Annotated in this window: 16 protein-coding genes; 9 read left to right on the top strand and 7 right to left on the bottom strand. The window is 50.0% G+C overall.

The annotated features are described in order from the left end of the window. The 4 genes from HYT76_09715 to HYT76_09700 form a co-directional block, all read right to left on the bottom strand. Nucleotides 1-1,152 (bottom strand): hypothetical protein (locus HYT76_09715; protein MBI2083823.1); only part of this gene is annotated, 1,152 nt, incomplete at its 3' end. Further along, the gene (locus HYT76_09710; GenBank protein MBI2083822.1) at nt 1,139-1,561 is read right to left on the bottom strand and encodes a response regulator transcription factor; all 423 of its coding nucleotides are present in this window, start codon (nt 1,559-1,561) and stop codon (nt 1,139-1,141) included. The genes HYT76_09715 and HYT76_09710, both read right to left, overlap by 14 nt. Before the next feature lie 96 nt (nt 1,562-1,657). Then, complete coding sequence (locus HYT76_09705; GenBank protein MBI2083821.1) at nt 1,658-2,296, bottom strand: response regulator transcription factor; 639 nt, start codon at nt 2,294-2,296, stop codon at nt 1,658-1,660. Then, complete coding sequence (locus HYT76_09700) at nt 2,275-3,438, bottom strand: response regulator (protein MBI2083820.1); 1,164 nt, start codon at nt 3,436-3,438, stop codon at nt 2,275-2,277. The genes HYT76_09705 and HYT76_09700 overlap by 22 nt, the downstream gene beginning before the upstream one ends. 161 nt (nt 3,439-3,599) lie before the next feature. Here HYT76_09700 and HYT76_09695 point away from each other — a divergent pair, with 161 nt between their 5' ends. The 6 genes from HYT76_09695 to HYT76_09670 all read left to right on the top strand — a co-directional run bounded on the left by HYT76_09695 (nt 3,600) and on the right by HYT76_09670 (nt 6,857). Next, nucleotides 3,600-4,085, top strand: a complete 486-nt coding sequence (locus HYT76_09695) for a DUF2267 domain-containing protein (protein ID MBI2083819.1) — start codon at nt 3,600-3,602, stop codon at nt 4,083-4,085. Nucleotides 4,086-4,192: 107 nt separating this feature from the next. Beyond that, nucleotides 4,193-4,522: a histidine kinase dimerization/phosphoacceptor domain-containing protein gene (locus tag HYT76_09690; GenBank protein ID MBI2083818.1), complete on the top strand. Its 330-nt coding sequence runs from the start codon at nt 4,193-4,195 to the stop codon at nt 4,520-4,522. Beyond that, nucleotides 4,519-5,181, top strand: a complete 663-nt coding sequence (locus HYT76_09685; protein MBI2083817.1) for a response regulator transcription factor — start codon at nt 4,519-4,521, stop codon at nt 5,179-5,181. Before HYT76_09690 ends, HYT76_09685 begins: the two co-directional genes overlap by 4 nt. A gap of 81 nt (nt 5,182-5,262) precedes the next feature. Beyond that, a complete protein-coding gene (locus tag HYT76_09680) occupies nt 5,263-6,015 on the top strand; it encodes a Crp/Fnr family transcriptional regulator (protein ID MBI2083816.1) in 753 nt (250 codons plus the stop codon). A gap of 94 nt (nt 6,016-6,109) precedes the next feature. Next, nucleotides 6,110-6,346, top strand: a complete 237-nt coding sequence (locus HYT76_09675) for a hypothetical protein (protein MBI2083815.1) — start codon at nt 6,110-6,112, stop codon at nt 6,344-6,346. Nucleotides 6,347-6,374: 28 nt separating this feature from the next. Then, nucleotides 6,375-6,857 (top strand): Hsp20/alpha crystallin family protein, encoded by a 483-nt coding sequence (locus tag HYT76_09670; protein MBI2083814.1) that lies wholly within the window; start codon nt 6,375-6,377, stop codon nt 6,855-6,857. An 11-nt stretch (nt 6,858-6,868) separates the two neighbouring features. On the opposite strand, the gene HYT76_09665 is transcribed toward HYT76_09670, so the two are convergent. Beyond that, complete coding sequence (locus tag HYT76_09665; protein ID MBI2083813.1) at nt 6,869-8,008, bottom strand: hypothetical protein; 1,140 nt, start codon at nt 8,006-8,008, stop codon at nt 6,869-6,871. Nucleotides 8,009-8,154: 146 nt separating this feature from the next. Between HYT76_09665 and HYT76_09660 the strand changes: the two genes are divergently transcribed. From HYT76_09660 to HYT76_09650, 3 genes are all read left to right on the top strand, one after another. Then, nucleotides 8,155-8,391, top strand: a complete 237-nt coding sequence (locus tag HYT76_09660; protein MBI2083812.1) for a hypothetical protein — start codon at nt 8,155-8,157, stop codon at nt 8,389-8,391. Continuing rightward, on the top strand, nt 8,388-8,954 hold the full coding sequence (locus HYT76_09655) for a hypothetical protein (protein MBI2083811.1): 567 nt from the start codon (nt 8,388-8,390) through the stop codon (nt 8,952-8,954). Before HYT76_09660 ends, HYT76_09655 begins: the two co-directional genes overlap by 4 nt. An 89-nt stretch (nt 8,955-9,043) precedes the next feature. Then, on the top strand, nt 9,044-9,877 hold the full coding sequence (locus HYT76_09650; GenBank protein ID MBI2083810.1) for a hypothetical protein: 834 nt from the start codon (nt 9,044-9,046) through the stop codon (nt 9,875-9,877). On the opposite strand, the gene HYT76_09645 is transcribed toward HYT76_09650, so the two are convergent. Continuing rightward, on the bottom strand, nt 9,874-11,988 hold the full coding sequence (locus HYT76_09645; protein ID MBI2083809.1) for a hypothetical protein: 2,115 nt from the start codon (nt 11,986-11,988) through the stop codon (nt 9,874-9,876). The genes HYT76_09650 and HYT76_09645 overlap by 4 nt on opposite strands. Before the next feature lie 74 nt (nt 11,989-12,062). Next, on the bottom strand, nt 12,063-13,472 hold the full coding sequence (pelG, locus tag HYT76_09640; protein ID MBI2083808.1) for an exopolysaccharide Pel transporter PelG: 1,410 nt from the start codon (nt 13,470-13,472) through the stop codon (nt 12,063-12,065). Nucleotides 13,473-13,475: the final 3 nt, after the last annotated feature.

The raw sequence follows: 13,475 nt of genomic DNA, 5'->3' as shown, positions 1-13,475 counted from the left end.
CCTTAATTTTTCCAGTTCTGCCTTTTCTTTCTTGATCTTATCCGCCAATTGTTTGGCCTCTTGATCTTGTTTCTTCAGTTCCTCTCTCTCCTTCTGATATGCCAGTTCCTTTTCAAGCTTGTGCTTTTCTCGCTTCAAGGCCGCTAGTTCCTTTTCCCTCCGTTTTTGCTCGAGCGCCTCCTGTTTTATCTCTTCTTCTCTCTGGCGTGCTAAAGCCTTTTCGATCTTTTCCCCTTCCTTTTTCCAAACTGGGGAAAAACTGATGGTGATGAGTCCCCGAATACGGGGATTACCGATCGCATTATTCCAGGCGCCACCAACGCCGGCATTGGCCGTCAGTCCCGAACGAAATTCCTTTTGCAATCCCGTCGTGAATTCAACCGGAGCGGTGACGATCTGGACCTGATTTGGCTCCAGATGTCCGCGGATCTCCCCGAGAACGGAAAGCATCGGGTCAAAAAACCCGAACGGGATCTTGATGCCGGAGCCATAGGTGATCTGGTCATCGAAATTGATTCCCAGCACATTTTTTTGTTGAGGGAATCTCATGCCGATATTGGCGGCGAGGCTGAAGAGCGCAAGATCTTTGCCGACGATTCCTTCGAGACCGGGGACCATATGGCTTGTCCCGAGGAATTTTGATTCATTTCCGGTCGGAAAACTGTTTGTAAAGAGCAGCGCGACTCCAGGCGCCTTCTCGGTCTCTGTGAGGAGATTGAATTTCATCCCCATCCGGAGATCACCTACGGAACGGGTGGTAAAGGGGGCCAGGGTATTGAAATCAGCCTCCCGCGCATAGAGATGAAACGGGGTTTCCATGCTGAAGGTCATGGAATCGTTGATGCCGAGTGAGGCGGTCAGCGTGGTTGTAAAAATCTTGTCGACCAGATCAACAGGCGTGTTGTTGATTCCCAGCAGAAACAGGTGATTGCCGGCGAAGCTTTGACTGATTCTGAAATAAGTCTGACCTGCCTTCATCAGCCGGGGACCGTTCACACCGAAATAACCGGAGGGGTCGATCGAGGGATGGAAAAATTCGAGATTGGTTCCGGAGACAGAGGTGTTTTGGCTACGGAGACTCTGCGAAGGGATCAGAAGGAGTCCCGTGATCGACAAAAAGGCGATGGCCAACCTGAGGTTACGTCTTGTCATTGGCTTGTAAATTCCCCCCTTGTTTTTCTGCATCCGGAGCCGGTTTGAAACGGGCAATCAGGGCCTGCAGTGTCTCCCCGACTTTTTGAAAATCCTTGCTCTTGTCGAAGAAAAAATCGGCCCCGGCAGCAAGGCAGCGTTTTCGAAACGGCGCCTCCGGATAATTTGTCAAAATCATCGCGATCAGGTCGGGCTGCAATTTCTTGACCAGTTCTAATACGAGGATCCCGCTGGCACCCGGCATACAGATATCCAGAATAGCAACGTCACAGGTTTGTTTGAGCAGCCACTGAAGGGCCTCTTTCGAATCTTTCGCCTCCCCTGTGAGGTCACAGCCGGGGATTGTCGAAATGATACTCTTCAAAAGATCCCTCATCAGTGAGGAATCGTCTGCAATGAAGACACGCATAAAGGCCCCCTCTTCTGCTTTCATTGAACCATAAGTAAAATCATGGAGGTATCGGTACACTCTGATTCTTCTGTAGGTATTTGTCTTACAGCGCCGTCAGGCGATACGATTTTCCATGCCAAATCTGATCAGATCGGCTGTCGTCTTCAGGCGGGTCTTCTCCAGGATACGACTTCGGTAGGTGCTGATCGTCTTCACGCTTAAATGGAGGGTATTGGCGATCTCGCTGACTGTCTTGCCGAGCGTGATGAATCTCAAGACCTCAAATTCACGATCCGAAAGATTTTCATACGGGGCGGTTTTCCATTTTTCCCCTCCCAGTTCGAAGGCAAGCTGACTGGCCAGATTATCTCCGATATACTTGCCACCCAAAAGGATCTTGTTGATGGCAGATAGAATCTGATCAGGATGACTGTCTTTGGTGAGATATCCGGCCCCGCCGGACTTGAGAGTCCGCAAGGCATATTGTTCCTCCGGAAAAATGCTCAGAATGAGCACGGGGAGTTTTGGGTTCCACTTCCGGATCTGCTTCAACATCTCCAGACCATTTCCATCAGGGAGTGAGATGTCCAGGATCAGGATGTCCAGAGGGTTATTTTGGATAAAATCGAACGTCGCTTGTGCTGTTTCGGCCTCATAGATCTCCCCGATTTCCGGTGCCTGATGGAGGATCTGTCTCAGACCCTGGCGCACAACGGCGTGATCATCGGCAATCAAAACCCGGATGCGTGACATAACGCTTCCTCCGATTGACGATACGGGATTTTGAGGACGACCTTTGTCCCGTGTTGTCCTTTCCCCTTTTCGAATGTCATCTCCCCATCCATATACAAGGCCCGCTCCCTCATCCCCAAAATTCCCAGAGAGTTCGGATCCTGAATCTGGTCCTCTGTGATTCCCTTGCCATTGTCACTGACCTCGAGGACAACAAACCGTTTCTCCATGGAGAGTCGAACTTCCACCTTGGTTGCCTGCGAATGCCTCGTGATATTGGTCATGATTTCCTGAAAAATCCTGAAGATGGCGATTGTGTGGTTACGATCCGGTACGATCTCACGGGCCAATGAATGAAAACAGAAGATCCCGGTCCTCTTCTGGAATTCCTCCGTTTCCCATTCAATCGCCTCGGCAAGCCCCAGATGGTCGAGCAGGCTCGGCCTCAATTCGGATGCGATTTTTCTGACCGACTGGATGGTTTGGTCGATCAATTGGGACATGGAATGCAGATGACCGTAGGTCTCCTGGGAGACAGCCTGGCTATTCGTCGGTGCCAGAGATTTGTCGAGTTGATAGAGGTACATCTTGATCGCCGTGAGCTCCTGTCCCAATTCATCGTGGATCTCTCGTGCGAGGGATGTCCTTTCATCTTCCCGGATCGATTGAAGATGTTCTGTGAGGTTTCTCAACTGTTTTGTCCTTTCCACCACGCGTCTTTCGAGCTCATTGTTGATCTGATGCAGCGATTGTCGAACCCGGTTTCGTTCAATGGAGAAAAGGATCGAAAACATGAGACGCTCGGGGTGACATTCCCATTTCACGAAATAATCCTGTGCCCCTTCATGCATTTCCAAAAGCGCTTGTGCCGTGTCTTGGGACTCCGCGAGGACAATAATCGGGGTGTTGATCGCCTGTTTCTGGACCTGGTGAAAGAGATGGATTCCGCTCCCGTTTCCATTCTGGAATTCGTTGTCCAGCAGGATGACATCGAATTTCACCTTTCCCAAAAGACGGTACGCCTGCGGCAAGGAAAAAGCGCCGACCACCTCAAACGTCGGGATTACTGGCTTTTTTTCGGAAAGCACGCTTTTCACATGCTGGAAATAGCTGATATCCCGATTCATCATCAGTACATGAATGGGGTGTCCTTCTTCTTCCATAGATGAGGTGATTGTAGGTCTTTGTCTGGCAATCAATATGACTTTTGAGGTATTTTTTCATGACTTTTGTCAGGTGACAAAAGTCATGAAAATCGGTGTCTAAAGTCATAGGTATTTATGCAAATCTATGAAAAGGTCGAGTCGTCCGGGAGGTATTTATTATGGGCTTTACCGGTTTGGGTGTTTTTGATTCGACGATTCAAAAGGCCAATATCTGGCTCAAGGATATCGGGCAGCTTCTGCATTGGGAAGATCGACATCATGCGTATGTAGCACTGAGGGCAGTCCTCCATGCCTTACGCGACCATTTGACACTCGAAGAGACGGTCCAACTTGCAGATCAATTGCCGATGTTGATCCGTGGGCTTTATTTTGAGGGATGGCGTCCTTCTCACCATTTTTCACGATTGAGAAAGAGGGAGGATTTTTTGAGGAATGTACGGGCCCATCTTAATTTTCTTCATGAGAAACCCGAGGTTGAGATCGAGGATATCGTGCATGTGATCTTTTGGGTTTTAAGTAAGCATGTTTCGTTCGGAGAGATAGAAGGGGTCAGGCAGGTTTTGCCCAAGGAGATTCGTGGATTATGGCGACCCTTTCCGCCGGGATCGGCCCACCAATTTCTACCTTTGACGGGGATGCCATAAAGGATTAAAAATAAGGCCAGAGGTAGACTCTCATTCTGAACTACAGGTTAAAATATCTTTGCCTCCTCGCTATCCTGATAGGATTTTCGTTTACGGGGCACTTCTGGGTGATCGCGCTTGTTTCTTTTTTAGTCCTGGTGGGGATGGAGCTTTTTGTTTTCGGTCCCCTCGTTCGTCAGTGGCAACGTCACCAGCATGATTTTCAACAAAATCAGGAAAAGCTAAAAGAAAAATTTCATGATGGGTTGGGCCAGCAGCTTACCGCGATCTCGCTTTATGCAAAACTGCTTGCCGACAGACTGAAAAACCGGTCAGCGGAAGAGGCGGGGGATGCCCTTAAGCTTAGCCTATTGAGCGATCAGGCCCTTCAAGAGACAAGTCGTCTTATGAGGGCCTCGCTGGTGTCTTCCGAACCCGAAGTAAAAGGTGAGTTGTGACGGGAAAAGATCAGAAGTTTCGGATATTGATTATTGATGATCACCCGATTGTCAGGGAAGGGCTGATACAGCTCATCAATCGCGAGCCGGATCTGGTCGCCTGTGGAGAGGCTGGAAATTTTGACGAGGCTTTGAGACTGGCTGGTTCGTTACTCCCCGATCTCGCGCTCGTGGACCTTTCTCTGAATGGCCAGGATGGAGTTGAACTCATCAAGGAACTTGTTCATCGGCATCCGAAGCTTTCCGTGTTGGTGCTTTCAATGCTTGATGAATCTCTTTATGCGGAACGGGTTTTAAAGGCTGGGGCAAGGGGGTATGTGATGAAGCGGGAGCTTACTGATAAACTTTTTTATGCCATTCGGGAGATCCTCAAAGGGAATATTTATGTGAGCGAGAGGGAGACGACGACGATTATTAATGAATTTTTGAATGGGGTACCACATCAATCTCCGCCGATGATCTTGAGCGACCGCGAGCTTACCGTTTTTCGTCTGATTGGTCAGGGGTATTCGACGAGTCAGATCGCAGCGACGCTTCATTTAAGTGTGAAGACTGTGGAGACCCACAAGATGCATATCAAGGGGAAGCTGAATATTTCGGATGCCTCTCACCTGGCGCAGTATGCGGTGAAGTGGCTCGATGCCGAAGTCAAGGAATGAGGGGATCAGGGTTCCCCTGATGCCAGAATCAACTCTTCCCCAATAGACTATCAGAGGATCCATATTTAGAATATCTTCGCTATGTCTCTTTCGCTTGCAGCCTCTTCTCCCGTTTCATCGGACGGTATCTATGCGCCGGCCACGTTGGCCGGCCGATTTATTGTTGCCTCTCAGGGTCACGCGCATCAGCGGCTCTATAAAAGAAGGCAGGTGCTTTATTATGAAGAATCTCCAGCGGTCGGTATTTATTTGGTCCAGACAGGAAGGGTGAAGCTCTATAAGGTGAGCCCCGAAGGGAAACAGCATATTCTCAAACTGGCAGAAAGAGGGGATGTTGTTGCCTTGGAATCGATATTAGCGAGTGATTCCTATACAACAACCGCGGAGATGATCGAGGAGGGGACTGTCTGGTTTCTGGATAGGGAGACCGCTCTGGATCTGATAGCACGGGAGCCTCAGATGGCACTGGAGATCATGGGAACCCTATCGCAGGAGCTGATCAAAGATGCCGAAGAACGGCTCGATCTGGCCCAGAGTTCTGTCAGGGAAAGATTGGCGCGTCTCCTCACGACACTTTCTCAACATCACGGCATTTCAGAAAAGAGGGGGATTCGTATCAACGTGTCCCTTTCACGTGAAGAGATGGCGGAGATGATCGGCACCGCATCAGAAACGACGATGAGGCTTCTTAAGGAGTTTCGCGAGGATCAAGTTGTGGAGGTACGCGGTCGGCAGATTATTGTCCTTGATAGTTCGCATTTCAACTTTTGGTGGGCACGAACGTGCCCGCTAAAAGTTAGAAATACTTATGGTTTATCAATAAAAATGTACTAACCAAAAGTTGATCAACCATAAAATCTAATAACAATCATAATCTTCACTGAGAGATGTCATAGTCGCTCACGATTTTCTGCATTAGAAAGGGGGCATGAAACTAGGAAACCGTGGGACTCATTACAGCGTTGAGACGATCCTGAAAGAGTTTCTGAGCCGGGTAGCGGAGGCCTCTTATCAGGTTGCTTTGAGATTGGGGTTTCGGGGATCTTTCGTAACCTTTTTATCTGACTTGCAGGAGGCCCTGGAAAAGGTCCTGGAGGAGGACAAGGGGTTCAGGAAGACTCAACTCAGAAAACAACAGGCGCATATGAGGACGATGGCTCATTAAACTAAACCCAAACATAAGGAGGTGTTTTATGGAGACCAAACATCCAGCAATACAACCCTCAAGGTTGCCAGGGAGGGGGATCTGGTCTGTTCATGAGGCGATCGATCGGCTCTTTGACAACCTGATGCGTGGTTTTGAGATAGAGCCTTTGGAACCCTGGCGAGTGGGAATGGAGGGGCTTGTCTCAGTTGACGTCTCTGAAACAGATCGTGAGGTGGTTATTGCCGCAGATCTGCCTGGGATGGATAAGGAGGACTTGGACGTGACTGTGACGAGAGATCGGCTGATTATCAAAGGAGAGAAGAAGGAGGAAAGGGAAGAAAAAAATAAGGGGTATTTTCGGAAGGAACGCTTTTTCGGCACCGTCTACAGGGAGATCCCGTTGCCATGCGAGGTGTTGACGGATAAGGCGGGTGCGGAATTCAAGAAGGGTGTCTTGTATATTTCTCTGCCGAAATCATCGGAGGTATTGCGGGAGACGCGCAGGATTCCGATCAAGGCCGCTGCTTAGCAAGGTGGTTGTTAGACCTGAGCGACATCACGCAGTGTTGCTGTCACGCCGAGGCGGTGGAGCGTTGAAAAAAGTCTCGAGTCAAACGCGAGAACCTGATGCCAGGAGAAGGGAAAAATATCCTCCCTGAACGATCCTCTGACGAGTGTCGCCAATTTTTTGGAGTCAAGCAATGTAGAACAGACGACAGGGAGTTCGTTTAATATTCTCAGAGGGAGGATGCCGTCGGTCACAAGGGTGATGAGCGCCGAAATGCGGTGATGACCATTGCTTAAGATGTAAAGGCCATTCGTTGTTGGGCCAAAGACGCATGGTAGCTGTTCTTCCCACCCCAATGACGTGATGACACCACGAAGCATTTGCGCTGATGGACATGACCCAACCTTCCATCCCGAATTGAGGAGTCGACAGACAATCATCGCTCGTATTTCATTGAGATTGTTTAGATACGATCTTTCATCGCTAGCGCCCCGACCTCTGATGCCTGCTGTGAGAGGATGAAAAGGGACAACACGTTTCAACGGCAGAGTTATTTCGGGCAAGTAATCATCTTCGTTATAACGCCTTCCCAAGCGACCCATTTCCCTCCGACAGGCAGCGTCATCCGCATGAAAGAGTCGTCTGTTTAAACGGTAATGCCAAGCTCGAAAAGCGGGGGGATAGGAGCGATCGGCGGTCAGGGTTCGGAGACCAATGAGATTGGAATGTGCCCTCAGCCGCTTCTCTAACGCAGAATGCAATTCTTCCAGACGCCTTCCACGGTTTCTTGGGATCTCGATGAGGAGCCCTTCGATCTCCCGCCGGAGTCTCCTTGCGTCATCACTGTCGTGGATCTGTGGTGGGGCTGGTCTCTCAAAACGCTTTGTAGGGTGTATCCTGCGATGATGATGGTGAGTCGGAGGTCTCATCGTGGCGACATGAAATCTCCGATGTGGAAATCCGGGCCAGTCGACTCCACGAACAAGCTGTGGTGAGCGGGCAAATCGGAAAAGGGCCCAGCCGATGAGCCCTATCGCGCCGACTCCCAAAATAGGTTGCAGGAGATTTTTAAATTGAAATTCTGGTATTGGGTTGGGGTCTGCGGGGCTTTGCTCATTGAGTGGATAAAAATTCTCACCAGAAAGTCTTTTCAGAATAGCCGAGAGAGGCATATCACTGAAAATTATCGGTTTTTCAGTGGTTTTGTTGCTTTTAAAAATCGTTCTGTGATTTGAGGGAGCAAGAACCTCCTTGGATTTTAGTCCCAACTCTGGCAGTATAGGTGCAAAGAGATCCTTGACATGAGGAGAATCAGAGAATGAGAGACTTGGCGTCACACAGAAAGGGTTGGGAAGTTGCCGAACGTGTTCGATTCAATGATCTGGGGCGTCTTTCCCCTCAGGAGTCTCTCGCTCAATTTCGTCGTCTCTTCTCCGAGTTCTCACCACTGCTTGAGAAAACAGAGAAACTCTTTCATCCTGAGCGGGAAACCTATTTGGCCCAGTTTCAGAAACGGTTGCAACATCTGTCTCATTGGCTAAACAACAAGAAATGAAGGATCTCCTCCAAAGTGCGAACCAAATACAAAAATATCTTTCTCGATCTGGAATTCGATCAGCCGCCATTGGAGGTCTCGCAGTTGCCATCTGGGGTGATCCCCGGTTGACGAGAGATGTGGATCTCAAGATCTTGCTCAAAAGAGAAGAGGCACACAGCCTCGTCAAGCTGCTAAAACCAACTTATCTCTGTCTTTCTGATGATCCGGAGAAAACACTCCGAGAAGTCGGGTTTCTTTTTATCAGGGAATCCGATGGACCTCGCATTGATCTGTTGCTCGCCGATACCTCTTTTGATGAGAAGGCGATTCAAAGGGCACGTTCGATCAAGATTGAAGCGAATCTTTCACTAACCGTCTGTACCGCTGAGGACTTGATCATCTACAAGATGATTTCAACGAGGGCCCGTGACAGGGAGGATGCCAGAGGCATTATTATTCGACAGGGGAATCAGCTCGATGACTCGTATATCCTTGAATGGCTCGGCCAGTTCGAAAAGGCTTTGGATGATTCAACGCTTATCAGTAATTATAAATCATTTCGGTCCATTTTATCCACATAACAATACCCCAAAATTTTGAGACTTGAAATCGGCTATGTTCGAAAACTCAATCAACAACCTCTCTCATTTTTAGCCGATAATTTCTCTTGATGGCTGGAATTGATTCCATAAGGGGAGAGACCAGGGCTATTGGGCCTGCTGATAACCTTGGAGACCCTTCTGAACAGGTAATCCCACCTCGTGGGGGGGATACATTTGTCCTCGTCTCAAGGTCCCCCGCTCCCTGGGCACCGGTTCAGGCTGGATTTGCACTTCCCTTAACCCTTCTGCTCCTACTCGGCGGTGGGTTGATCCTCCGTGCGACCCCTTTTGGATCACGACTTGCCGGTCGATTGCGAACGCTCCGGGGAGTGGAGACGGAAGTCGATCAACTCTTGGGCTACACCCAGCCGATTTTTTCGGATGGGATAGGGAGATTGTTGGAGCGGGTTAATCATTGGGGGCAGAGACGGGTTCGTCGCATGTCACAGGAGTTTGGATTGGGATTCGATGTTACGGTCAGACGGCTTTTGTATCGTGGTGAAAGGTTAGAGACAGCACCGCGAACCTCTCCGGCAGTTCATGAGGCGATGAAAAAACTTATTCATCATTCAGGAGGATGGGCGTCAGATAGCCGAGGGATTGCATTTGGTATTGACTGTAACCGTTTTCAACGAACCGAGCCTGTTGTGAGGGAGGCAAAGAGATTAATGAGAGACCCGCACGGTCGTTTGAGAGTTGTCTATTTTGTCTTAATCGATGAGGGGGAGTACTACTGCCGTCCCGCCGGCCAAAAGGCCTGGATTCTTTCGAGAGCGGGACTCCTGGATGTCGTTGGTCTTTTTAGAAGCATTGAACGGATGCCGAACGTAACAGCTGCGGAGAAGAGCCGCTGTGCTCAGATCTATTCGGATATCCATTGGCTTGCGACAAGGATCTCTTAATTCGTATCTGCCTCAAACTCGTAGGTTCCAATGACCGTTTCACCGGTGGCAATCCGGTCACCTAAACTGCGTCCCTTGATCTGAAATTCGTCGATCTGCTCATCCCCCTCGAAGTAACCGCGACTCTGACTGTTACTAATAAAGAGCCGGGTTGGGCTGAAAGTGACAGCAGCATATGAGGCACTCGAGGCGGATACAGTGCCGGAGACGGAAAATGCGGTGCCGCCACTCACAGAGGTACGACTCGCCTGATCGATTCGCAGGGCACTCGTATCGAGTGTGCAAGGCTCTCTCTCCGCGAGTTCATTCTTGACACGGCAGTTGGCGTTATCGACCTCGACAGAGCCGGTTTCCCGGAGCGTAACCACTCCGTCTCCTTCCCAATCAAGCTCTGCCGTTCCGCTCTCAATCCAGGCGTTGCTGGCGGTATCCCATTCGGTCAGGGTCTTCCCGTGGTCTTTTAGAATAACATGGCAACCAGAACTCCCCGCTTGCGGGAAGGCGGCCATCGATCCGGCGATCATGCGCGTCAAGGCATACGCCTCGACCGGCTCCATCCGGTCCAGATCCGAGATATCCCGGATCAGATACGCCTCGCGTACGAAACGTTCGGGTGTGGCAAAGAGATAGACATTGTTCACGAATGACATTGTCGGATAGAGGCCCCTCCAGCTCGCGTTGGAATAAGGGGCACAGGAGCTTCTTGTGGTGTCACACATCGGATTCAAGGCGCTGACGTAGAGCGGGTTTGCATAATCAATGGCTGCATAATCACTCGGATTGATCGTGACCTTGACCCGTTGAAAGTTGGAATCTCGATACGGTTTGCCACTCACGATATCGATGACCCAGGCGAAACTGACAAAACCCCCGCTGCGCCACTCCATCATAAGTCCATAACGACCGGATGGATTCCGTGCCAGTGTGGTTCCATCGAAATCAAATCGAAGCGGGCTCACAAGGCATGAAGTGGTTGGAAGACTGTCATAACAGGAGGCTGGAAGTGTCTGTAGCTCTGCCGCCATATTGACTTCCCAACCGCCGGAGGGGTTGTATCCGGTATGGAATCGATAAGATTGAAAATCGGCGAGCTCCATATCGTCGTCTTCGTCGTCGTCATCATCATCGTCTTCTCTCCCTCTCAGTTGGTTGATGAAGGTGGACAGGAAGGCCTGGAGATCTGTCACTGTCAATGATTGATCGGTGACTACCCCCTCGTCGTCTTCACAATAACCGGAATGGCCTAAACGCGAAAAGAGATAGTTATGGAGTGAACTCAAGGTATAGAGTCGATTGAGGCGATCGGCATCGACAAGGGCCGAGACGAGACCTGATTCAGTGGCGAGTATCCGAAAGGAGCTCGGAATATTGTCAGGGGTAAAAAGAGGATTATTATAGTCTGTGTAGGTATAGAGCCTGTGCCAAACCAAACATCCGGTGAGGCCAATCACAGAGGCATCGGTTCCAACCGCATCATGGATCAGGTCATCGATTTTGTTCGGTGTGCAGGCCTCGATCACCTGACCTTCACCGATCCGTTCGACAAGGACCGGTTGACCCATCGTGAGCAGGGTCTGCATCATTCGTTTGGCCCGGTGAACGGAGGCGAGCCGGACGGCGGAAAGTGTTTCCGCCTCTTCCTCCTCTTCCGACGCCTCTTCATACGCCTCGAGGGAGGTCAGAAAATCGACAAGGGATCGTCGGACGGTTGCTCCGGCATCTTCGTTCGCATCCAGTTTTGCCATCGCCTCAGCAATGAGGTCGGTCCCTCCTCGCATCGAAGTTCCCGCGAGTGCCTTGGCGATCTCGGTTGTTTGAGGTGTCAGCGTTACTTTTTCAGTTCCGATATCAAAGAGTGCCGACGAATCACCGCAACTCACAATCGCGGAGTCCTCATGTCCGACGGTATATTGAAGTCCACTCGCCGCACCTGAGCCCAACACCGCATTTTTTGCGCCATAAACAGTACAGATTTCGACGGAAGTCCCTTCGACGATTAACGTAAAAGGATCGGGGGCAATCGTCTCTTCCTCAATTTCGGTGGAAGTGGGTGTTTCATCGGATGTTGTATTGCAAGACGAAAGGCCGATCAGAAAAAATGCGACAAACAAGAAAGATAATCTACCCCTTGATGCCATAGCGATCTGAAGTATCTCACAGCTAAGTTTAGCGGGAAAGAAAAAAGTTATTTTTTGAAGGATTCTGTTTCGAGTTGGAAATGCGGGAGCAAGATCGGTTGCTTCATGAAGGTCCAGTAGTGGAGGTTTTTCACTCGATGATCGAGAACGAAAAATCCTGCGATCAGTGAAATGAAACAACTCCCGGCATAACCGAAGCCATAGGCAGGGAGACCGATTTTTAGTGTCAGCGCTGTCAAGAGGGCATTGCAGACCAAAAAGAAAAGGGTCAGGAGACAGCACTCCTTCTGGGCATCGAAATAAAAGAGGATCGTGAGGACCATGAGGAATCCCATTTGAAGGAAGGCGCCGAGGATTGCGATCCGCAAGACCCCCATCTGGGCCGGGTTTAACTGAAACGCCTCGGCGATCTGATAGAGAAAAAGGATGATCACCCCACTCAGGAGTCCCTGAAACAGCACATATTTTTGAAACTGACGCGTGAGGATGAGACGGACCCCTTCCAGTTTTTCCTGGAGTTGGGTGAGTGGCTCCCGACGACGGACCGCCTCATAATAGGCCCGAAAGTGTCGTGCAAACGAGGTCTCCATCTGGACGAGGAAAAAGGCCATCGAGGGGACGATCGTCATGAAGGCCAGAAACATCGGGAGGTCATAATCGAGGAAGACATAGAGGTGTTCTCCCAGCTTGTCTCCGTGAGGGCTAAACCAGAAAATAAACTTATCGATCCAGACCGCTATGTAATAGAGCAAACCGACCCAGGTCAGATACGGATATTTCTTCATATGGGAGAGAAAGCTGAAGTCGTGAGACTTCTGATATCCGAACTCACGAAAAATCCGGGCACTTAAGAGAAAAAAGATGGTGGCCTGACCAATCATAAAACCTGACAGGTAACCAGCGAAGCCTATTGTCTTTCCACAGAACCATGAAGAGAGGCCTCCAGCAAAAGATCCAATGACAAAGGCAGCAACAATCCAGAGGTAACTTTTTGCGGCGGAGAGAAAGGTCATCGCGAGCCAGATCCCGCTGATCGAAAGATAGAGGCAAAAGAGGGACCACTTGACGGTGGTTTCCAATGGGAGGGGATAAAGGTAGATGCATGCGATGATCGCTTGGAGAGACAGCGTGATCTCGAGGACGGAGAGGTAGGTCGGGGTGAAGAGCTCGATTTTTTTCAGGTACTCCAGATCGGCGAGGTAACGGCTCACGATGTAGAGGAATATTCCCATGACGATCATCGAGAAGGCATAGGCGTAAAGAATCAGACCCAACAGGAGTTCCCCCTGTTCGGGGCTGAGCTGTTTTTTCAGGAACTGGCCGACGAATGCGAGAAAGGCGATCGTCACGAGCATCGGCCCGGTGGTGATGATGGCGGAAAAAAGATACGCCTTCACGAGGTCGCTGTACGACTCGCCTTTGAGAAGCTTATGGAGTCTAAATCCTATTCCCGCCATATG

This window comes from Deltaproteobacteria bacterium, from assembly GCA_016180845.1.
Lineage (GTDB): Bacteria > UBA10199 > UBA10199 > JACPAL01 > JACPAL01 > JACPAK01.
This window is presented reverse-complemented; position numbering and strand designations above follow the sequence as displayed.

What these genes read in the sequence shown, in the direction of transcription:
- HYT76_09710 (MBI2083822.1), bottom strand. Translation starts at nt 1,561, where the DNA reads ATGCGTGTCTTCATTGCAGACGATTCCTCACTGATGAGGGATCTTTTG.
- HYT76_09705 (MBI2083821.1), bottom strand. Translation starts at nt 2,296, where the DNA reads ATGTCACGCATCCGGGTTTTGATTGCCGATGATCACGCCGTTGTGCGC.
- HYT76_09700 (MBI2083820.1), bottom strand. Translation starts at nt 3,438, where the DNA reads ATGGAAGAAGAAGGACACCCCATTCATGTACTGATGATGAATCGGGAT.
- HYT76_09695 (MBI2083819.1), top strand. Translation starts at nt 3,600, where the DNA reads ATGGGCTTTACCGGTTTGGGTGTTTTTGATTCGACGATTCAAAAGGCC.
- HYT76_09680 (MBI2083816.1), top strand. Translation starts at nt 5,263, where the DNA reads ATGTCTCTTTCGCTTGCAGCCTCTTCTCCCGTTTCATCGGACGGTATC.
- HYT76_09675 (MBI2083815.1), top strand. Translation starts at nt 6,110, where the DNA reads ATGAAACTAGGAAACCGTGGGACTCATTACAGCGTTGAGACGATCCTG.
- HYT76_09670 (MBI2083814.1), top strand. Translation starts at nt 6,375, where the DNA reads ATGGAGACCAAACATCCAGCAATACAACCCTCAAGGTTGCCAGGGAGG.
- HYT76_09665 (MBI2083813.1), bottom strand. Translation starts at nt 8,008, where the DNA reads ATGCCTCTCTCGGCTATTCTGAAAAGACTTTCTGGTGAGAATTTTTAT.
- HYT76_09660 (MBI2083812.1), top strand. Translation starts at nt 8,155, where the DNA reads ATGAGAGACTTGGCGTCACACAGAAAGGGTTGGGAAGTTGCCGAACGT.
- HYT76_09655 (MBI2083811.1), top strand. Translation starts at nt 8,388, where the DNA reads ATGAAGGATCTCCTCCAAAGTGCGAACCAAATACAAAAATATCTTTCT.
- HYT76_09650 (MBI2083810.1), top strand. Translation starts at nt 9,044, where the DNA reads ATGGCTGGAATTGATTCCATAAGGGGAGAGACCAGGGCTATTGGGCCT.
- pelG (MBI2083808.1), bottom strand. Translation starts at nt 13,472, where the DNA reads ATGGCGGGAATAGGATTTAGACTCCATAAGCTTCTCAAAGGCGAGTCG.